Origin of the sequence: Fibrobacter sp. UWS1, from assembly GCF_002300445.1 — a bacterium.
GTDB classification, from domain to species: Bacteria; Fibrobacterota; Fibrobacteria; order Fibrobacterales; family Fibrobacteraceae; genus Hallerella; species Hallerella intestinalis.
The window spans coordinates 1,462,054-1,483,272 of record NZ_NSGW01000001.1 but is presented as its reverse complement, the minus strand read 5'-3'; the positions used below and the strand labels follow the sequence as shown (position 1 = coordinate 1,483,272).

Here is a 21,219-nt window from a genome sequence, read left to right as displayed (position 1 = left end):
CATAGGGATATTGCGGCAAATTATTTTCCAGAGTATATTAAAAGAGGCATCCTTCGGTTGTTATGCCCGATCTAACATGATTCAAACAGCTCCGAACTCTTTCTTGGATGTTTATGCCCGGTCTATGACCCTGAAAAACTGAAAAGGAAGGAGGGCTATTTTTGCAAAGAAGTAGCTTCGAGCGTATAGATACCGAGGGGATGCCTTTTTGTTTTTTTAGTCGTGGTGCTAGCCTTCTTTTTCTATTTTGGGACTCATGGCTCGATCGCGTAAATCCATTCGTCCTGATCCTTATCAAAAACCGTTTTTAAAAAAGCTTTCTCCCGAACAAAGCATTCCAGGGAAACTCCCTCAATTTTTAGAACCGACCCGAGCGGTTTTCGATTTGCACAGCGCATACGGTGCCGCAGGCGACCAGCCCGCAGCCATCCAGGAACTGACCGAAAATTTTGACCGAGGAGAACGATTCCAATGCCTTTTGGGAGTAACCGGATCCGGGAAAACATTCACAATGGCGAATGTCATCAAGAATGTCGGAAAACCGACTCTGGTTCTCACGCACAACAAAACTTTGGCCGCTCAGCTCTATCAAGAATTCAAAGCGTTCTTTCCGAACAATGCGGTGGAATATTTTGTTAGCTACTATGATTACTATCAGCCAGAAGCCTATATTGTCCACACGGACACCTATATCGAAAAAGACGCTTCGATCAACGATGAAATCGATAAACTGCGATTGCGTGCCACTTCCAATCTTTTGACTCGCCGCGATACGATTATCGTCGCTTCGGTCAGTTGCATTTATGGTTTGGGTAGTCCACGGGAATATTTCGATTTAATGGTTCGCCTCCAAGTTGGGCAGACGATGGAGCGCGATTTGATTTTGATGAGACTCGTTCGCATTCAATACCAACGGAATGATTTTGCTCTAGATCGGGGGACTTTTCGAGTTCGAGGCGATGTCATTGAAATTTATCCGAGCTACGACGATGTGGGAATCCGCATTGAACTTTTTGGCGACGAAATCGACAGGATTTGCCGCTTTGATTTGGTGACGGGCGAATCCAAAGGCGAACTGCAAGACATTCGGATTGCGCCTGCAAAGCATTTTGTGACGCGGGAAGATTCCAGAGAGCGAATTGCTCAAGATATTCAACTGGAATTGAATGAACGGCTCGACGAATTGACAAAAGAAGAGGCCGCATTCCGCAAATCAGGAAATACGTCCGAAGCCGATTCCCGGGTCTTGGCAAGAGCTCGCCTGGAAAGCCGCACGCATTATGACATGGAAATGATTCGGGCGACTGGAATTTGCTCGGGCATTGAAAATTATTCTCGAATTGTGGAAGAACGAATGCCAGGAACTCGACCTTTCACGCTGCTGGATTATTTTGGCGACGATTGGCTTTTGATGATTGATGAAAGCCATGTCAGCGTTCCGCAAATCGGTGGAATGTCCGAAGGCGACAAGGCGCGAAAAACGAACCTGGTACAATATGGTTTCCGTTTGCCGTGCGCTTTGGATAATCGACCGATGAATTTTATGGAATTTGAAGCGGCGTATCCAAACAAAGTCCTCTTTGTAAGTGCGACTCCTGGAGAATATGAATTGCAAAAAACGGGCGGGGCTATTGTCGAACAAATTAACCGACCGACAGGACTGCTGGATCCTAAAACAGAACTTTACCCTGTTCAAGGGCAAATGGATGTTCTTTTAAAACGCATTTCGGAAGTTACCGCTCGCAATGAACGCACGCTGGTGACTACGCTGACTAAAAAAATGGCGCAAGATTTGACGGACTTTCTCACTTCGGTGAATGTCAAAGCCCGCTATTTGCACAGCGACATTAAAACTTTGGAAAGGCATAAATTGCTGCAAGGTTTGCGAAAAGGGGATTTTGACGTCCTTGTCGGAATCAATCTTCTTCGCGAAGGACTGGACTTGCCCGAGGTTTCGCTGGTCGCTATTCTGGACGCGGACAAAGAAGGATTTTTGCGAAATTACCGCAGCTTGATTCAAACGATGGGGCGAGCAAGCCGCAACGTGAACGGCACGGTGATTCTCTTTGCCGATATGATGACGGAGAGTTTGGAAAAGGCTCTTGCCGAAACGCAACGTCGTCGTACGTTGCAGGAAGAGTTTAACCGGGAGCATGGAATCACTCCAAAATCGGTCAGCCGCAAATTGGACGATGATTTGGAAATGCCCAATCCTCTTGGCGACATTATGAACAAGGGAAAGAAAAATAAACGCGGAAAGATTTCCCCAGCTGCCCCCGAAGCCGCCGACCCCGATTTAGATGCGACCATTGAAGAACTGGAAGCCAAAATGAAAGCGGCTGCCGCTCGACTCGACTTTGAAGAGGCCGCCCGTTTGCGCGATATCATCCGCGAAAGAGGTTAAAATTTTTAGATTTTATTTGAATCAAATGAGGAGATAAAAATGCTCAAAAAACTTTCTGGTTTTAATGGAATCCAAGGCCCCATTGTCACCATCGTGATGGACGGTGTGGGATATAGCCCCAAGGAAGAAGGAAACGCTGTAGCCCAAGCTCGCAAACCATTTCTGGACGCGTTGATGCAAAAATACAGCCATGTCCTTTTGAAAGCGCACGGTACCGCTGTTGGAATGCCCAGTGACGCGGACATGGGAAATTCCGAAGTTGGACACAATGCCATTGGTGCCGGCCAAGTTTACGAACAGGGTGCCGCGCTCGTCGCCAAATCCATCCAGACGGGTGAAATGTTCAAGCGCGACGCTTGGAAAGAAATCACAGAAAACGTCCGTGCGAAAAACAGCACGCTTCATTTTATTGGACTTTTCAGCGACGGCAATGTGCATAGCAATATCGAACATTTGCAAGCGATGATCGCCGAAGCCAAAAAAGAAAGCGTAAAGAAGGTTCGCGTCCATGTTCTGCTTGACGGCAGAGACGTGCCCGAAACATCGGCTTTGGATTATGTGGAACCATTCGAAAAATTCTTAAGCGAATTGCGCTCTTCGGAATTTGATGTCTGCATCGCTTCGGGTGGTGGACGTATGAAAATCACGATGGATCGCTACAACGCGAACTGGAAAATGGTGGAACTTGGCTGGAAAACTCACGTTCTAGGTGAAGGGCGTTACTTTGCCAGCACGACCGAAGCTATCAATACGCTCCGTGCTGAAACGAAAGCTATCGACCAGGATCTTCCGCCTTTCGTCATTGCCAAAGATGGATCGCCGGTGGGAACCATTCAAGATGGCGATTCCGTTGTCTTCTTCAACTTCCGCGGCGATCGCGCTATTGAAATCACTCGCGCTTTTGAAGAAGAACACTTTGTGGAATTTGACAGAGTTCGTTTTCCGAAAGTCACCTATGCCGGAATGTTGCAATATGACGGCGATTTAAAGCTGCCGAACCGTTTTTTGGTTCCGCCTCCAGCCATTGAAAATACGAGTGGCGAATGGTTTAGCAAAGCGGGGCTCAAGCAATTTGCTTGTTCCGAAACGCAAAAATATGGGCACGTCACTTATTTCTGGAACGGCAACCGCTCCAATAAATTTGACGGTGAATCCTATTTGGAAATTCCTTCCGACGTTGTTCCGTTTGAGCAGCGCCCCTGGATGAAGTCCGCAGAAATTACCGATGCGATGATCGAAGCGGTAAAGAGCGGAAAATATAATACTCTCCGCTGCAATTTCCCGAACGGAGATATGGTTGGTCACACAGGAAGTCTGCGAGCGGCAACGATGGCTGTCGAAGCCGTTGATTTGGGACTTGCCCGTCTGCTTCCCGTTATTGATGCTATGGGCGGCGTCGCTATTATCACGGCGGATCACGGCAATGCCGACGAAATGTACGATGTGGACAAGAAAACCGGGCTTCCAAAAACGAACAAGGACGGTTCCATTAAGGCGAAAACCTCTCACACATTGAATCCGGTTCCCTGCATTTTGTACGACAACGTGACCGGCGGGCGTCTTTCCTTGAAAGATGGTTCCTGGGGACTTTCCAACTTGGCGGCAACGACTGCAAATCTTCTTGGGTTCGAAAAACACGAATCTTGGGACGATTCCATGCTCCTGATCAAATAACCGTTAAAAACAAAAATTCTCGAAAGAAAAGTCGGCTTTTGTGCCGGCTTTTTTCGCAGAATAGGAAAAATCGTACGGACAAATGGTGCGTTTGGCATAAAAATTGTGTATTTTCTCTAAAAACATTTCAAAGAGGATTTGATATGAATTTGAAAAAAACTTTGACGGCGTTCGCCTGTGTCGCATCTTTGGGCTTCGTTGCCTGTAGCAGCGATTCTTCGTCCGGTTCGGATCCGGCAGAAAATTCAAGCAGCAGCGCCGCGGCTGTCGAACTTCCTGAAACAAGCGGAGATTCTTTAGTAAAATTTCAAGCTATGGCCGCTTCGCCAAGTGGGGCGACATCCATTATCTTTACAGGGGTCATTTCGACAGCTATCGAAATCGACACCGCGGCTTTCATCGATTCTATTGAATTCCAATTGGCCAATTCCGAAAACATCCAGATTTCTTCTTCATTCTCTTTCTCTCAATTGACCGCTCCGGTTCAGCAAATTTCTCTTAATTCATTAAAGCCTGCTCTCGATCTAACTTCTTTCTCGGATTGTGGGAGTCTGTTTGCCTATGTAATTGCTTATGGCCATAATGATTCGCAGGATTTTGTCGCCATTGACACGATTCCTTTCAGTAAACAATGCGTTGTGGAAGAAAGCAGCTCCAGTGCCGCAGAAATTTTCGATCCGGAATTATCTGTCTGGGAGATTACGCTTTCCACCTCTGCCACTATACATAATGCCGTGGATCTGGATTCCAAGACCCTGATTTTCCAGCAGCAACGAGACGAGAACGCCGCCACCTTAGATTTGTATTTGGGCAAGTCTGGTAGTGATCCCGTACTCTACACAAATGGCAACTTGATCAATGCGGGCTATTCGCAAATCGTTCCAGAAACCAAGAGCGGAGCCGACTACGTGGATTATCCGAAGAAAATGAGCGACTTCGGTTACAAAGGAACTCCTGGTGTCGTGGCGGACGATTTTGAATTGACTTCTTCCTACATCGTCTTGACGCCGGAATACGATGAAACCACTGGAAAGGGATTCTATGTGATTTTGCCGCACTCTCCGAAGAATGCAGGTTCTTCCATTACTATGGATATTACTGTTCTCGGCGTGTGGTGATTTTTTCACCTTCTAACAAAAAATTCCCGTTCATTCGGGAATTTTTTTATGCTCTCCACGACAAATGCAAGGATTTGAATGCTGCGAATCACCCTTTTGACAAATCCCGACGTGTGCAACCTGCAATGTACTCTCTGTTTTTTGCGCCAACAGGGAACACCTTACGGTAAAGGGGAAATGCCTTGGGAAATCGCTGAACGCGCCATTCGCCAATATGTCGCACAAGGAATTCGAGAAGTCATTCCCAGTACGATGGGGGAGCCTCTGCTTTATTCCTCTTTTGAAAAACTGGAAAGGTTGATTCAAAAATTGCATTTGAAACTCAACTTGACAACAAACGGAACCTTTCCCCGGAAGGGCGTCCGTCTATGGGCGCAGGAACTTTTGCCGATTTCCAGCGACATTAAAATCAGTTGCTGGGGAACGGAACAACAAACACTAGACAGTCTTTGTCCAGGCATCAATGTGGATTCTTATCGAAGTAATTTAGAAAAACTTTTGGAAATTCGACAAAAAATGTCTCAATCTGTTGAAAGGCTTTCTAGGATTTCTCTGCAAATGGCGGTTTGCAAAACAAATCGTCAAGAAGTGATGAACGTATTGGAAATGGCCGAAGAACTGGGCGTGGATCGGGTTAAACTGAATCGAGCGGTTTTCCTTTCTACAGCAAACGATTTGCAAAAAAAGGAAGCGGTTTCCCCTGAAGATTTTTTGAACCGCAAAGAATTTCAAAATTCTTCATTAGTGGTAGAGGGGACTTTTTTATATCCCAAATCGGCGATGTCCAGAGCAAAATGCCCATTTCCCGGCAAAGAACTTTGGATCCTTCCTGATGGTTCTACGGAGCCTTGCCCGGATCCGGAAAACCGATTTGTTCATCCAATGTCGTCTAAAAATCGATGCGAAAATTGCCATTTATTTTCCCCGGACCGCCACTGAACGTTTTAAAATTGTGCTACTATTTAAAATAGGCTTACTTAACAGCCTGGATACATTATGAAAAACATTTATGTTGGAAATCTTCCCTTTGCGTTCCGCAACGCCGACCTTCAAAAACTCTTCGAAGAATTTGGTGAAGTTAAAAGCGCAAAGATTGTTATGGATCGCGATACAGGTCGCAGCAAAGGATTCGGTTTTGTAGAAATCGAAGATGATGCCGTTGCCGAAAAAGCTATCGAACAGCTGAACGGCAAAGAAGCGAACGGTCGCGCGCTTCGAGTCAATGAAGCTCGCCCGAAAGAACCGCGTCCTCCTCGCCAGTTCTAATTCAACGAGAATAATTCCTCTTCATCTTTACCGTAACGTTTTGAAAGGCTGCATTTATTTGCAGTCTTTTTTTTGGTTTCTTCTAAAAATTCATTTTTAAAAAATCGGTAAAAGTGCTTTGTGCTCGATGGCCAGTGGTTAGGGGGTGAGAAGTATTGGGAGGATAGCTCTTCCTTTTCTGCGCCAAAGCAATTTTTAGAGATGTCATTTTTTATTTTATAAGCAATGGCAAAAAATCTGCAATACTATCTTCCACAAAAAGATGAACACCTTTCTTCCGAGGATTTGCTCGGACGATTTCTCACTTGGACTGAAGAAGCGGGCATTCATTTGTACGAAGCTCAAGAGAATGCCATTTTAGAATTGTTCGACGGCAAAAACGTCATTTTGAATACGCCGACAGGAAGCGGCAAGTCTCTCGTTGCAGAAGCTCTGCATTTTATAAGCCTAGCCTGCGGACGGCGATCCGCTTATACCTGCCCTATTAAAGCCCTGGTCAATGAAAAATGGATGGCTCTTTGCAAAGAATTCGGACCGGAAAATGTAGGACTTTCCACCGGAGACGCTACCGTCAACATGGGGGCCCCCATTCTTTGCTGCACTGCGGAAATCCTGGAGAATCGGGCACTTGGTGAGGGAGAATTGTTAGACATTCAAGATGTCGTGATGGACGAATTTCACTATTATTCGGACAGGGAACGCGGAGTCGCTTGGCAAGTTCCTCTTTTGACTCTTCCCCAAACGCGATTTTTGTTGATGTCCGCGACAATTGGCAAAACCGATTTTTTTGAACAGGCTATTTCTCGTTTGAACGGAAAGCCCTGCGTAACGGTAACGGGAAAAACGCGCCCGGTTCCTTTGGACTTTTCCTATTCAATGAATGAAATTTCTACGACGGTTCAAGGACTTGTAAATTCCGGCAAGGCGCCTGTTTATATTGTGCATTTTACGCAGGCGTCTGCGGCAGAAAATGCGCAAAACCTGACGAGCCTTAATTTGTGTTCCAAAGAAGAGAAAGCGGCAATCGCCAAGGAAATCGACCATTTCCGTTTTTCAAGTCCCTACGGGCCAGAGTTCAAACGCTTTTTAAAAGTGGGAATTGGTTTGCACCACGCAGGGCTCTTGCCTAAATACCGGATTCTTGTCGAAAAGCTGTCTCAAAAGGGATTGCTCAAAGTCATCTGCGGCACGGATACGCTGGGCGTCGGCGTCAATGTTCCGATTCGAACCGTTCTTTTTACTCAGCTTTGCAAATATTCGGGCGACAAAACGGCGATTCTCGCCGCTAGAGATTTTCATCAGATTGCTGGTCGAGCGGGCCGCAAAGGATTTGATGATATTGGCTTTGTTGTCGCACAGGCTCCCGCACACGTGATTGAAAATGCCAAATTGGCAGCAAAGTCTTCTCAAACCGGAAAGAAATTTGTCAAACGGAAACCTCCCGAACGGGGATTTGTTCCTTGGGACGAAAGTATTTATCGGCGTTTGATTGAATCCCCTCCCGAACCGCTGACCTCTCGATTCGAAGTTTCGCACGGAATGCTCATCAACGTACTTTCCCGTAAAACGGACGGTTGCTCTGCCATGCGCAAATTGATTCGAGACTGCCATGAAACAGCCAAGCGCAAAAAAGAATTGATGCATCGGGCGTTTCAATTGTTCCGATCGCTCGTTGAAAAAAATATCGTCGAATTTCTTCCCAACCCGCAACAGGGAATGGCTCACGTCCAAGTGAATTTGGATTTGCAAAACGATTTTGCGATGAACGAGCCGCTGTCGTTGTATTTGCTGGACACGCTGCCCCAACTGTCTCCCGAAAGTCCGGACTTCGCTCTTGACGTTGTTTCTTTGGTCGAATCCATCGTCGAAAATCCAGAATCTATTTTACGGGTGCAGCTGAAAAAAGCGAGGGACGCTCGTTACGCAGAACTCAAAGCGGAACACGCCGAATACAATAAAATTCAAGAAGAACTGGACAAAGTCGAATACCCGAAACCGCTGCGAGATTTTATCTATACGACTTTTAACGCATTTGCCGAAGAACATCCTTGGGTTGGCGATTTAAATGTGGAACCCAAATCCATTGTACGTGAAATGATTGAAAATTTTGATACGTTCAGCGGCTATGTGAAAAAATACGGATTGGCTCGAATGGAAGCTCTGCTGCTCCGGCACATCAATTACGTTTACAAAGTTTTGGCGCAAACCGTTCCCGATTCGTTTAAAACCGAAGAAATTTTGGAAATCCAGAATTACTTGGATGAATTGATTCGCCGCACGGATTCCAGCCTTTTAGAAGAATGGGAACGATTGAAAAATCCGGAATTTATCGCCGAAGAAATGAAAGAGGAAAAGGCTTTCCGTGCCGATGAAGCGTCCAAGGATGTTACGCTGGACAAGAAAAAGTTTGTGGCAAATGCTCGCGCTCGAATTTTTGCATTCCTTTCGCAATTGCGAAACCGCAACATAGATGGGGCTTTAGAACTTCTTTCCGAAGATTTATCTGAAGGGCAGGTTGTTGCCGACGGCGAAAACATTCCTTGGACAGAGAATCGACTTGAAGAGCTGTTGTTAGAATTTCATTCGGAACATGGCAATTTCCGCTTGGACGCCGAAGGGCGTTCCGTTAAGCACTCCATTGTAGTTTGGACGCCAAGTGCATTGAAAATCCAACAGATTTTGCAAGACGAAGAGGACGTAAATGATTGGGAAGCCGATTTTTCCATTCCTTTGGAGGAATCCCGGGAAGCGGGGATGCCTCTTATCCGCCTAGATCGTATCGGTTCCATCGCCTAATTTTTCATTCCGCTGTGCGGGAATATGGACAGTCCATTTTAAAATAGCTAGATTTGGCTCCGACATTTAATAGAGTCGAGTGACCCTATTCCAACCATGGACAAATGCATGACTAAGGCAAAATTCATCAAATTCATCATTGCAACAATCCTTGCGGTTGCTGCCCTCTTTATTCCTTACGAATCTTTGGGAATTGACGGCCCCAACACCCTCAACCCCATTGAAATTCGCGTGATTGCCATTTTTGTGATGGCCGCTCTCTACTGGATTCTGCAACCGTTCCCCATTTGGACGACATCGACTTTGGTCATCGTGCTGATGATTCTGACGGTTTCCAATTCGGCTTTCTTGCCTTTCCGTGTCGAAGGCGTCGAACCGATGAAATACAAGGATATCATGAACACCTGGTCGGACCAGACAATCATGCTGTTCCTTGGCGGCTTCTTCCTTGCCGCAGCCGCTACAAAATACAAGATGGACTTGAATTTGGCGCGCGTTCTTTTAAAACCATTCGGGCACAATCCGAAATTTGTCCTCATCGGTTTGATGATGATTACGGCGTTTTTCTCGATGTTCATGAGCAACACGGCGACCGCTGCGATGATGCTTGCTATTTTGGCTCCGGTGCTCAAACTCTTTGACGACAAGGACAAAGGTAAAGCGGCATTCGCACTGGCGATTCCGGTTGGTGCAAACATCGGCGGTATGGGCACTCCGATTGGAACTCCTCCGAATACGATTGCACTCGGTGCTTTGAACGAAGCGGGGTACAGCGTCTCCTTTGGACAGTGGATGGCTTTCGGCGTTCCTTACGTCATTATTATGATGCTTATCGCATGGGTGATTATCCTGAAAATCTACCCGATTTCTGCCAAAAGAATGGACTTGAATATCGAAGGTGCTGACGGCTTTGACAAGAGCCCGAAAGCTTTGATCGTCTATGCGACTTTTGCTCTTTGCGTTGTCCTTTGGCTGCTAGGTAAAGGCATTCACGGGATTAACGACTATTCCATCGCGATGATTCCGATTGCTGTATTTGCTTTGACGGGCGTCATCACCAAGAAAGATTTGAACGCCATGAGTTGGGATGTTCTTTGGCTTGTTGCCGGTGGCTTTGCTCTGGGAGTCGGGCTTCAAAAAACGGGACTTGCTGCCCACTTGATTGGTGCGATTCCGTTTGATACTTGGCCGGCGTTCCCGCTTTTGGTCGGTTGCGGCATTATCTGCCTCTTTATGGCGAACTTTATGAGCCATTCGGCGACTGCGGCACTGCTCGTTCCGATTCTGATTGTGGTCGGAGTGAACTGTGCGGATAATTTGGCGCCTCTCGGCGGCGTGACGGCTCTGCTCGTAGCTGTCGCTTTTGCAAGCTCGCTGGGCATGAGCATGCCGATTTCCACGCCGCCTAACGCTCTTGCTCATGCTACGGGATTTGTGGATACGAATGGCATGGCGAAATCGGGCATCTTGCTCGGCATTATCGGTTTGATTCTGGTCTATGTGATGATGTTTGCGCTGGCAAAGTTGAACTTCTTTGGGACGCCGACACCGAAATCGGAACTGGCAAAGGCTGCCGTGGTAGAAGCTCCGGCTGCGACATTGGATACAACAGTCGCTCTCGGCGCGGATTCTTCTGCGACCCTGCAAGTGATTGATTCATCTGCCACGGCAATAGCGGATTCCACTGCGAAGTAATTTCTTCTTTTGACTTTGAAGCCCGGCGACGCCGGGCTATTTTTGTATAAACCGAAAACCATCAGCTAGGCAGGTGGTTCCAAGAAGCCTTTTGGCGGTGATGAAAAATCCTCCAGCTAATTTTACGATGCGGCCTGTACTCTGCATCACGACACAACTAGAGGATTTATGGAAAATATAAAAACAATGGCTCATACGAGCTGGAACTGCAAATACCACATAGTGTTCGCCCCAAAATTCAGGCGGAAGGTGTTTTACGGAGAGAGACGGCTGGAAATCCCGCCCAAGTATGCCGTGTCCAGCGTGGTGGGCTTCTTGAAGGGAAAAAGCAGCCTGCAGTTGTACGAACGCTTTCCCGAGTTGAAGTTCAAATACAGGAACAGGGAATTTTGGTGTCGCGGCTACTATGTCGACACGGCAGGCAAAAATGCGGCTAAGATAGCGAACTATATCAAGCATCAGCTGGATGAAGATTATTTGGGGAACAGTTGACCGTGATGGGTAAACTATAGCCCGTTTACGGGCAGCCAGTAGGGATCGAACGCCAGTGTCAGAACCGTCAACGCGTGCTACGCGTTGCTGGTATCCTAGGGCTATGCCGGCGGGAATCTTTTGCGGTAGGTGTGAAAAATGCGTTAGCGACCGACGCCCGGAAGGGTTCGGACAAATTTTAATTTGGCTGAACGGACGCTGGGCGAATGAAATTTCATTTGGCGAGATTCGCCCGGCGATAATGCTAGGGAGCGACGGCAAAGCATTTGCCGAAACGCCCAAGTTTATTCAAAACGTCAATCCGTCCAATTTTGAACAGAGTCAATAACGGAGTCGTGTCAGAGACAACAATCACTTAGACTCTCCGCAAGCAGCTAAAGCGTTTGCAATGTCACGTTCAAGTTCCGCTTCGTCCATGTCAATATACGGAATGCCCATAGAACCATACAACTGGATAAGAGACCACTTATCCAGTTCAAGAATCTCGGCGGCACGGCCATGCGAAATAGTCCCATTTTGAATATAGAGGTACAGGAGCATCGCACGTTGTTTCAGCCACATATCACGCTTATTTACATAAGGCTCCATTGCAGCTGTTATTTCAATTGTAGCGGTTTGCATATTCATACCTCACCCATAAATATACACTTTTTAAAACAAAAGACCAAATAAAGAAAGCGCCCTTTAACAAGGAAAGAGCGTTTTTAGAATCTTTTTGAGAGTATTTAGGCTTTTACCGTCGTAAACGCAAACGCCTCTCCATCGGCGTCGTTGGCTTCGAGGCCATCGGCAGAAGCGGCCCACTTAATCGCAACAGCCTGAGTTTCACCGGCGATGTAAGCTTCATTTTCAGCCACGGCCTGCTTGAATACGTCGCTTGCGGAGAACAGCGTCACTTCGATCTTGTCGGTGATGGCGTAGTTCTGGTCCTTACGGCGGTTCTGGATGCGGTTCACGAGTTCGCGGGCCACGCAGGCGCGGCGGAGTTCGTCCGTGATCTTGAGGTCCAGAGCCACGGTGAAGTGCTGGTTGGCTTCCACGGCCATGCCGTCGGCCACGATGCGGTTGAGCATCAAGCAGTCAGCGCCGACTTCACCGAAGTCGAACTTGATGGTTTGCGCTTCGCGCCCAACCTCTTCGGCTCGGTCATGAGAAGACAAGTCTTCTCGCGACTCTCGCCTTGCGTGGTTGTCGCCATTCTGCAGCAGGGCCTTGATTTCATCGACGGTCAGCGAATTCAGCTTGGCAGAAATCACCTTCATGTTCTTCGCGTAATCCGGGCCCTTCGCCTTGATGGCGAGGAAGTTCGGTTTAGCGGAGAGCTGCACGAGCTTGGTTTGCACTTCGTGCCAACTTCATTTCGCGAACGTTGAGTTCTTCTTTTTTAGGGCGTTCCCCACTTCGTGGGTCGGGCTATATTTTAGGGGTAGTCGACTTCGCTACGCTCGTCGCCCACCTCCTAAAACGGCGCCACAGCGCCGCCCCAAGGGGTCACTATCCCTAACGCAGAAAAACTACAAATCTAGAACAGCAGCCGTTCCTCGTGAGCCTCTTTTTTGAACTAAAGATTTCCGTTCGATGTCCTCAGGGCTCATCATTTTCGAAACTTTTTTTAGTGCTTTCTCTAATCGCAGATTTATTGAGATATTCCGCTCTTTTTTTCTTCGCAAAATACCATGACAGCCAACCGGAGACAAATAAATATCTTGAGATACTTCAGATGTCACAATATCCTGCATTGTTTTAAACACACAGTGACTTGGTACAACAGACGCGTTGACTTTCTTATTATCCGCTAATTCAACTTTTCCATCACCGAAATGATACAAATACGCTTTTTTTGACAGCGTTTCATATTTTAGAAATTTTCTATTCCTTCCCGCAACAAATTCTATTTTTTTGTCGTTAATAAGTCTGTCGCCAATCCACTTTACAACAGGAACAGCCCATGAATTTCCAACAGCCTGATATCGATTCGTTTTCCTCGCACCCTGTATATTCGTGTAATCATCGGGAAAACCCATTAAACGTTCACATTCCAATGGAGAAAGTCTTCTCACTCGTTCATCTTGCACCACAAATAATGACCCGTTGTATGCAGCAGCATTTCCATTCCATTTTGTTCCATATGCAGCATAAAGACAATCGGAATACGATCTAAATACTTCAAAATGGTGTCCGTCCTTTGAAAAGGATAGCGGAGCTACCGGATATTCATATTTTTTATTAGAACTTTCTTCAAAAAGGATTTGTTCGGGATGATAATTTTTTCCGGTTGCTAAAACATACAAACGCCTTCTTTGCTGGGGCAATCCAAAATACTTCGCATCAAGAACTCTCCAAGCAACATTTCTATCGGGTCCTTCCAATAATCCAGAAGAAGGCCATCTTTTTACATTCTGAATTTTTTTTAATCCTGCTAAAGAAGCTATAAGGCAACCGAAAGCATTCGTTTTATCCGTCAAAACGCCTTCCACATTTTCCCAAAAAACACAGCACCTACTTTTTCTTTTTTTTCGTCTAGCAACATCATTTGCATTGATAATATCAACGAACTTTAACGTCAAATTACCCCTATCATCATTCAGCCCTCTCTGATTTCCCGCTAAAGAAAATGCCTGGCAAGGAGTTCCTCCGCAAATAAGATCAGGTGCTTCAATTTCACCATTTAACAACAAAGAGGGAATATTATTCATATCTCCTAAATTTTTTACAGCCGGATACTTCTCTTTTAGCACCTTTGACTGAAAATTTGCTATTTCAGAAAACCATGAAAAAACTGAGGCATCATCAATATGTGTGGTAGCATTTAGGCAGCCTTGCTAGATGATTCTCTCGATTCCGATTCCCATTCGTAGGCTATCTTTACATCGACATAGGAACAGCTCAACATTATCAGCGACAGCATGTTGTTCATGTTCCTGAAGCCATAGGCAGTCCGTATCAGTAGCTTTATCTTGTTGTTCGTCGCCTCGATCCTTGCGTTTGACACGCCCAGCCTGATTGTGTTGAGGATTCCGTCGTAGTTACGCTTGATCTTTGCGTACAGATCCTTTACTGAGCCGATGCGTGAGTGGCTTGCACGCCACAGCCACCTGTCCAGATTTTCCCTGGCATCGTCATAGCCCATCTTCAGGATGATGCGCAGTTCCTCCTTGAGCTGGTATGCCCTGTAGAGACGCGGATAGCGGCTTGCTATGAGTTCTATTTTTCTCTGCTGGCTTTCGTTAAGGTTCTCTGGAGCCTTGCCCAGAGCGTACCTGGAGTTCTTTATCCCCTCCGCGGTGCGGTCCTTCGGGACGCTATCCTTCGTGGGCCTGCCTCGGCCCCGTTTCTGATTGCGGTTTTCCTTGCGGGCCTCCTTCCAGGCTTCCACACGGACCTTGTCCAGGGCTTCTGTCGCCCACTGTACGACATGGAAGCTGTCCACGCACCGTTCGGCATTGGGCAGGAACTCCTCGATGCTTGACCTTATCCACTTGGCTCCGTCACAAGTCACAAGCTCCACGCCCTTGCGCTGCTCTTCGCTGAGTTCCCTCATGAAGAGGTCCAGCACCTCCTTCCCGTAGCCCTCGTGGACCCAGATCACGCAGCGCCTGTCGTGATCCACTACCACCGTTATGTACTTGTGCCCTTTCTTGTAGCTGGTCTCGTCGATGCCTATGCGCCTGAAGATGCAGCCTGCCTTGATCGGCCTTGTGTCCAGGCGATCCCATACGCGGTCGGCAATTTCCCCCACGGTATTCCAGGCGATGCGTAGCTGCTTTGCGACAGCCTTTTTCGACATGCTGCATACGGCCCATGCGACCTGCTGCTCGAAGGCGTCGGTGAAGCCTGACCTGTGGCTTGCCCACGGCACCTTCACCGTTTTTACGCCGCATTTCTTGCACTTCACCCTGTAGGTGTCCATCCTGATGAAGCCCATCTTCGTGCCGAGATCGAGCGTCCGCCATACCCTCTGTTCCCGGCCGTTGTCGTAGAGCTTCCCTTTTCGCCCACAACAGCCGCACCTGCTGGCGTTGCCCTTGGTGAGTCTTACCGTGATGGTGACCGTGGTGTCGGTTTGCTCCTGCTTGACGACTGAACAGCCGTTGACATTGAAGATGGATTTGTATGGCGGATTTTCGTCGCTAACGCGACTTAGGTTTGTAGTTTAACTTGCGTATAAATATACTCTAAAGGGGTCATAAAGTCAAGCCTTTTTCGAGGCCTGTTGTTCAGTTTATCCTGTATCCAGCGAACTTTCCGGGGAGAGATTCCCTTGAACGACTCCTTCTTGGGAAGATATTGGCGTATTAGACCGTTCATGTTCTCGTTGGCACCGCGCTCCCAGGAGTGGTACGGGTTCGCAAAGTAGTAATCCGCCTTCATAGCTTTCGCTATTTCTGCGTGACAGGCGAACTCCTTCCCGTTGTCCGAAGTGATTGTGAGAATCTTGACTTCGAACGTTTTCTCAAAGTCCTTCAGCGCCCTCACAAGCGTTCTCTTCAGGTCTTTCGCGTTCTTCGTCGGAAGATACCTTATCAGGCTGTAATTCGTCATCCTGTCGTTGATCGTGAGCAGGTTCGCGTCATGGTCCGCGCTGTTTATCAGGTCTATCTCGATGTCGCCTACGCGTGATTTCTCGTCCACGATTGCCGGACGTTCCTCGATGGGCACGCGGCCTACAATCTGGCCTCTCTTGTCCTTCTTCTCCCCGCGCTTACGGTATGGTTTCTTGCCGTGCCGCAAGTGCTTCTTCAGGTCCTCGTCCTTGTTCACATGCCTGTATATCGTGGCGACGCTAGGGACACCCATCCCATCGAGTTTCGCGCGTCCGTTCACCTGTTCGGGAGAGTAGTCTTCCTTGATTTTCCCGTCCACGATTTTCCAGTCGTCCTCGTCGTAGTCGTAATGCAGGTGACTTGTCGCGGCAAGGAGGTCTGCCCGTTCCTGCGACTTGACCGGGTCGTAATGCTGGCGGCCGCCGCCCCTGTTTAGTTCCCTGTAGATTGTGGATTTGTGGACCTTCAGCTGCAAGGCTATGTTTTTCGGGGGATCTTTGCCGCATTGAGCGCTCGTATTTCGTATCTTTGTGCTTGGTTGAGACTCACCGCCATGTCCTTTTTTGGTAGAATCGGCAAGGTAGAAAAGTTTCGGCCAGGTTCCCCAGGGGCTAGCCCTAGGGAACTTTTTTTCTTCCCGATTCAACCTATATCAGTCGCATTGACGGTGAAAATTCGCGTATAATTTTGACATGGGCTTTTTCTTCTGTTTTTTTTTGGCGATTAAATTTTAGAAAATAGCCCATTTTTTTTGTTTGATTTAGGCGAAAGTCAACAAAAAAAGGGTGGCGAAGCCACCCACACATGTTGATGAAGAGCCAAAAAACTACACCAAAAGGCTTCCAAGCAACAGAAGCCGCTTCAATACCAGAACATATGCTTCCTACAGTTTGTATCATGAGATTCCCTGCAAAAACAGATTCTTTCGTAAAATCAATATCCTATTTCTTTTAACATCTTATTGAATTTTTCTTTCCAATCCGCCAAGTCATACCATGGACATCCAACGCATCCCTTTTCATCAGATTTGTTGTCGCCTTTCCAACTACAATCTCCTTCCGAATACCAATCTATACCAAAGAAGTCACCTCTTTTACCAGTTTGCAAACATTTTGCACAATATCTTTCTTTTTGAAGATTTGTTTGCTGTGTCAACAACTGAAATTTACTTTTTATTTCGTCATCAGTCATTGAAACAAAATTTGGATTTTCCCCAACAACCCATCTTGTTGATGGAAACTTATGATCAACCACTAAATTCTTTGAGCCAGCACCATACTTTTCATTAAAACAGGCATCCGTATACTCAAAAAGTTCTTTTATTCGACGCATTAGCGATGTTGGTATAGAAAAACGTTTATTGCTATTCCCAACAAGTTTTGGAATCCTAATCAACAAATCATGCGTTGTATATTTTCCACAAACTCACACTTAAAATCTTTTGTTGCAATGTGATATCCATGAGTTTGTTTAAGAGCCCGTATTCTACTAGCCGCCTGCGAATTTACGCTACTTGTATCAGTACATTGCCGACACATCCAATTCGTTTGATGATATTGTGTTTCTCCATTTAAAACATCAAACAAAAGTTTTGCCATATCAGCCTTGGAACGACCACTCCAATACAAATCCTCATCAGCATTCCATGTTTTTGAATTTCGAGGATCCAAGTCGTTATAACAATTTTTTACATATTCAACAACATCTTCTTTTGGCAATTGTGTTTTATCAAGACCTTGATACTTTTCTAATATGGGTATACAGCCCTTCCATGCAGGAGTTTTAGGATACTTAAATTCAACTTCAAGAAATAAATCCGGCATTTTGGAAACCTGAAACACTTTAAATGTTTTAATTTCAGGGCAGATTTCCAAATCTTCAAAATCAAACTTTTTCATATTAAAGAGCCTTTTTTTAAGCATTCTCATACAACGAAATATACAAATCATCAAAGACAATTTTTGACAAAAAGCCCCTGAAATAAAATTTTTCAGGGGCTTTTGTTTCTTTTTTATGCTCTCACAGCTTCGACAGCAACCTTTTCGCCGTCGGCATCAGATTCCTGCAAACCAGCAGTAGAATCCTTCCACACGATAGCGTCAGCCTGCGTCTCGCCCTTGATGTAGGATTCGTTTTCGGTCACAGACTGCTTGAGCACTTCGCTTTCAGAATAAAGTTCAATGTTGATACGGTCTGTAATGGCGAAATCTTGATCCTTACGGCGGTTTTGAATACGATTGACCAATTCACGGGCAATGCACTTGCGACGAAGTCTGTCAGACACCGTCAAATCAAGAGCAATCGTGAAGTGCTGGTTCGCTTCGACGGCCATACCTTCAGGAACTTTTCGTTGAATAAGCACATGCTTGGAAGTGTATTTCACATCAGAGCAGAAAGCACTTGTAACAGAGCCTCCGTTCTGAAGATTGATAATATCACTTGAACTGAAGCCGGAAATTTCCTGCTGGAATTCACGCATCGGATGTTGTCCGAAAAGCGATGCAAAATCAGACTTGATGTTCAAGAAGTTAGGTTTAGCAGTACATTCAACCAAACTTGATTCGTCTTCTATGAACTTCATTTCTTCGACATTAAGTTCTTCGAGGATCAAGTCCTTCATGGCCTCAGCCACGTTCTTTTCGACCTTACCGTGAGCAACCACCGTCATGCTGGCAATCGGCATACGGTTCTTTACGTTGTTCGTAGCGCGAATCACGCGGCCCATTTCGACCATGCCACGCACCATGGCGATGCGTTCCACGAGCTTTTCGTCCATCAGGGACTTGTCGGCGCTGGGGAATTCGCAGAGGTGCACGCTCACCGGGGCGCTAGCATCCACTTCGCGGACGAGAATCTGGTAGATTTCTTCGGCGAGGAGCGGGAGGAACGGGGCGAGAATCTTGGAGAAGTCTACGAGCACCTTGTACATGGTTGCGTAGGCGGCGTTCTTGTCGCCATCGTTTTCGCTCTTCCAGAAACGGCGACGACTGCGGCGCACGTACCAGTTCGTGAGGTCATCCACCGCGGCAATCACGGCGGGCACCACGTTGTACAGGCGGTAAGCCTTCATTTCCACTTCAACCTTGGCGGCCAAATCCTGCAAGGTTGCAAGCATCCAGCGGTCAAGTTCATTGTCGCTCTTGACTTCTTGACCCGGCTTCCACGTGAGCTGGCCCTTGGCGGCGTCGGCGTTGTGGTTCGAGACAAAGAATGCCACAGCGTTCCAGAGCGGCAGCATCACCTGTTTCACGATGCCCTTCACGCCTTCTTCGCTGAAGCGCAGGTCTTCGGCCTTCAAGGCGGCGGAGTTAATCATGAACAAGCGAATAGCGTCGGCACCCGTGCGTTCGATGAGGTCGTTCGGGTCCGGATAGTTGCGCTTGGACTTACTCATCTTGGAACCGTCTTCGGCCAAGATAATACCGTTCACAATCACGTTCTTGAACGCCGGCTTCTGGAACAAAGCGTTAGAAAGCACGGTCAGCGTGTAGAACCAACCGCGGGTCTGGTCGAGGCCTTCGGCAATGAAGTCCGCCGGGAAGCTGCGTTCCACGAGTTCCTTGTTTTCGAACGGGTAATGGCGGCTGGCATACGGCATGGAGCCGGATTCAAACCAGCAGTCGAAAACTTCCGGCGTGCGGCGGTAAACCTTGCCGTCCTTTTCGATGGTGAGCTTGTCCACAAAGTGCTTGTGCAAGTCATCGAGCTTCACGCCAGTGAGCTGCTGCAGTTCTTCGATGGACCCCACGGCAATCATGTCGCCGTCGTCGCTGAGCCACACCGGAATCGGGGTTCCCCAGAAGCGGTTACGGGAAAGGTTCCAGTCGCGGGCGCCTTCGAGCCACTTGCCGAAGCGTCCGTTCTTGATGTGGTCCGGCACCCAGTTCACCGTCTGGTTGTTTTCGACCATCCATTCCTTCAGAGTCTTGGTCACGCCGTCCTTGCTCGTCACAGGCGCATCGATCTTCAGGAACCACGTCTTGAGGGCGCGGTAAATCAGAGGAACGCCGGTACGCCAGCAGTGCGGGTAGCTGTGGACAATCACGTCCTGCTTGAACACGCGGCCCTGTTCCTTGAAGTAGCGGATAATTTCCTTGTCGGCTTCCTTTGCGCCCAGGCCCTTCCACATCGGGACCTTGTCGGTGAACTTGCCTTCGGTATCCAGCGGGTCGAAAAGGCCGAGGTCGAGTTCAGCACCCTTCTGGAAGTCTTCTTCACCGAAGGAAGGAGCGGTATGCACGGCGCCGGTACCGTCTTCGGTACTCACGTAGTCGGCGGGGTAAATCTTGTAGTGGCGGGTCAGCTGGTCCGGCGTCACGAACGCGTCGGAAATGCGGGAGAGCGGCTCGTAGTCCTTGCCCACGAGTTCGGAACCCTTGCAGGTATCGACAATATTCGGGTTCTTGAAGTAGGCGGCGGTGCGGCTTGCGGCAATCCAGTACTTCTTGCCGTCCTGTTCCACCAGGTTGTAGTCCATGTCCGGGCCCACAACGATGCAGAAGTTGGAGTACAGAGTCCACGGGGTCGTCGTCCACACGAGAATGCTCGTGTCCTTGAACTTGGCCTCGTCCGAGTTGATCGGGAAAATGAGGGTCAGAGACGGATCTTGACGGTCCTTGTAACCCTGGTTCGTTTCAAAGTTGGAAAGGGGAGTTGCCAGTGCCGGGCTATACGGCTGGATGCGGTAGCCCTGATAAATCAAACCTTTGTCGAAGCACTGCCTGAACACCCACCACACGGATTCCATGAAGTTCTTGTCCATGGTCTTGTAGCCCGTGTCGAAGTCCACCCAGCGACCCATGCGGCGAACCGTCTTCTTCCATTCGCTGGTGTACTTGAGCACCTTGCCGCGGCAGGTTTCGTTGAACTTGTCCACACCCAGATTCTGGATTTCGGCAACGCCCGCAAGACCCAGCTCGTTCTGCACCAAGGATTCAATGGGAAGACCGTGGCAGTCCCAACCGAAACCGCGGGGAACCTTCTTGCCCTTCATAGTCCAATAACGGGGAACGATATCCTTGATGGTTCCCGCCAGCAGGTGGCCATAATGAGGAAGGCCCGTGGCAAAGGGAGGGCCGTCGTAGAAAGTATACGGTTCGGTTTCCGGACGGGAGTCCAGCGACTTCTTGAACGATTCATCCTTATCCCACAAGGCGAGCACACGCTCTTCGATCTGCGGAAATGATTCTTCTTTCTTTACTTCTCGAAACATGATATAATAACCTCAAAC

16 protein-coding genes and 1 pseudogene are annotated in these 21,219 nt (G+C 47.7%); 8 read left to right on the top strand and 9 right to left on the bottom strand.

Annotation, left to right across the window (positions count from 1 at the left end; translation table 11 throughout):
- The first annotated feature begins 256 nt into the window (after positions 1 to 256).
- From uvrB to tnpA, 8 genes and pseudogenes are all read left to right on the top strand, one after another.
- Complete coding sequence (gene uvrB, locus BGX14_RS06170; protein WP_095879393.1) at positions 257 to 2,404, top strand: excinuclease ABC subunit UvrB; 2,148 nt, start codon at positions 257 to 259, stop codon at positions 2,402 to 2,404.
- Positions 2,405 to 2,443: 39 nt separating this feature from the next.
- The gene (gene gpmI / locus BGX14_RS06165) at positions 2,444 to 4,078 is read left to right on the top strand and encodes a 2,3-bisphosphoglycerate-independent phosphoglycerate mutase (protein WP_095879392.1); all 1,635 of its coding nucleotides are present in this window, start codon (positions 2,444 to 2,446) and stop codon (positions 4,076 to 4,078) included.
- A 143-nt stretch (positions 4,079 to 4,221) separates the two neighbouring features.
- Complete coding sequence (locus BGX14_RS06160) at positions 4,222 to 5,196, top strand: hypothetical protein (protein ID WP_095879391.1); 975 nt, start codon at positions 4,222 to 4,224, stop codon at positions 5,194 to 5,196.
- A gap of 78 nt (positions 5,197 to 5,274) precedes the next feature.
- On the top strand, positions 5,275 to 6,135 hold the full coding sequence (locus BGX14_RS06155; protein ID WP_095879390.1) for a radical SAM protein: 861 nt from the start codon (positions 5,275 to 5,277) through the stop codon (positions 6,133 to 6,135).
- Between the two features lie 54 nt (positions 6,136 to 6,189).
- A pseudogene (locus tag BGX14_RS06150) lies at positions 6,190 to 6,453 on the top strand (RNA recognition motif domain-containing protein); the annotation flags it as partial.
- A 234-nt stretch (positions 6,454 to 6,687) separates the two neighbouring features.
- Positions 6,688 to 9,258: an RNA helicase gene (locus BGX14_RS06145; RefSeq protein WP_095879389.1), complete on the top strand. Its 2,571-nt coding sequence runs from the start codon at positions 6,688 to 6,690 to the stop codon at positions 9,256 to 9,258.
- Positions 9,259 to 9,366: 108 nt separating this feature from the next.
- Positions 9,367 to 10,953: a DASS family sodium-coupled anion symporter gene (locus BGX14_RS06140; protein WP_095879788.1), complete on the top strand. Its 1,587-nt coding sequence runs from the start codon at positions 9,367 to 9,369 to the stop codon at positions 10,951 to 10,953.
- A gap of 168 nt (positions 10,954 to 11,121) precedes the next feature.
- Positions 11,122 to 11,445 carry an IS200/IS605 family transposase gene (gene tnpA, locus BGX14_RS06135; RefSeq protein ID WP_095879388.1) on the top strand — a complete coding sequence of 108 codons (324 nt, stop codon included), beginning with the start codon at positions 11,122 to 11,124 and terminating at the stop codon, positions 11,443 to 11,445.
- Positions 11,446 to 11,796: 351 nt separating this feature from the next.
- On the opposite strand, the gene BGX14_RS06125 is transcribed toward tnpA, so the two are convergent.
- The 9 genes from BGX14_RS06125 to ileS form a co-directional block, all read right to left on the bottom strand.
- Positions 11,797 to 12,072, bottom strand: a complete 276-nt coding sequence (locus BGX14_RS06125; protein ID WP_198951165.1) for a UPF0175 family protein — start codon at positions 12,070 to 12,072, stop codon at positions 11,797 to 11,799.
- 98 nt (positions 12,073 to 12,170) lie between these two features.
- The gene (locus BGX14_RS06120) at positions 12,171 to 12,788 is read right to left on the bottom strand and encodes a DUF5915 domain-containing protein (RefSeq protein WP_095879385.1); all 618 of its coding nucleotides are present in this window, start codon (positions 12,786 to 12,788) and stop codon (positions 12,171 to 12,173) included.
- 171 nt (positions 12,789 to 12,959) lie between these two features.
- Positions 12,960 to 14,240 carry a DNA cytosine methyltransferase gene (locus tag BGX14_RS06115; RefSeq protein WP_255404511.1) on the bottom strand — a complete coding sequence of 427 codons (1,281 nt, stop codon included), beginning with the start codon at positions 14,238 to 14,240 and terminating at the stop codon, positions 12,960 to 12,962.
- A 14-nt stretch (positions 14,241 to 14,254) separates the two neighbouring features.
- Entirely contained in the window at positions 14,255 to 15,490 is a 1,236-nt protein-coding gene (locus BGX14_RS06110) for an ISL3 family transposase (RefSeq protein WP_233126494.1), read from the bottom strand.
- 95 nt (positions 15,491 to 15,585) lie between these two features.
- A complete protein-coding gene (locus BGX14_RS06105; RefSeq protein ID WP_095879463.1) occupies positions 15,586 to 16,464 on the bottom strand; it encodes an IS30 family transposase in 879 nt (292 codons plus the stop codon).
- A 172-nt stretch (positions 16,465 to 16,636) separates the two neighbouring features.
- On the bottom strand, positions 16,637 to 16,888 hold the full coding sequence (locus BGX14_RS06100; protein WP_095879383.1) for a hypothetical protein: 252 nt from the start codon (positions 16,886 to 16,888) through the stop codon (positions 16,637 to 16,639).
- A 34-nt stretch (positions 16,889 to 16,922) separates the two neighbouring features.
- Positions 16,923 to 17,321, bottom strand: a complete 399-nt coding sequence (locus BGX14_RS06095) for a hypothetical protein (protein ID WP_095879382.1) — start codon at positions 17,319 to 17,321, stop codon at positions 16,923 to 16,925.
- 59 nt (positions 17,322 to 17,380) lie between these two features.
- A complete protein-coding gene (locus BGX14_RS06090; RefSeq protein ID WP_095879381.1) occupies positions 17,381 to 17,917 on the bottom strand; it encodes a hypothetical protein in 537 nt (178 codons plus the stop codon).
- An 83-nt stretch (positions 17,918 to 18,000) separates the two neighbouring features.
- Complete coding sequence (gene ileS / locus BGX14_RS06085) at positions 18,001 to 21,201, bottom strand: isoleucine--tRNA ligase (protein ID WP_095879380.1); 3,201 nt, start codon at positions 21,199 to 21,201, stop codon at positions 18,001 to 18,003.
- Between the last annotated feature and the right edge of the window lie 18 nt (positions 21,202 to 21,219).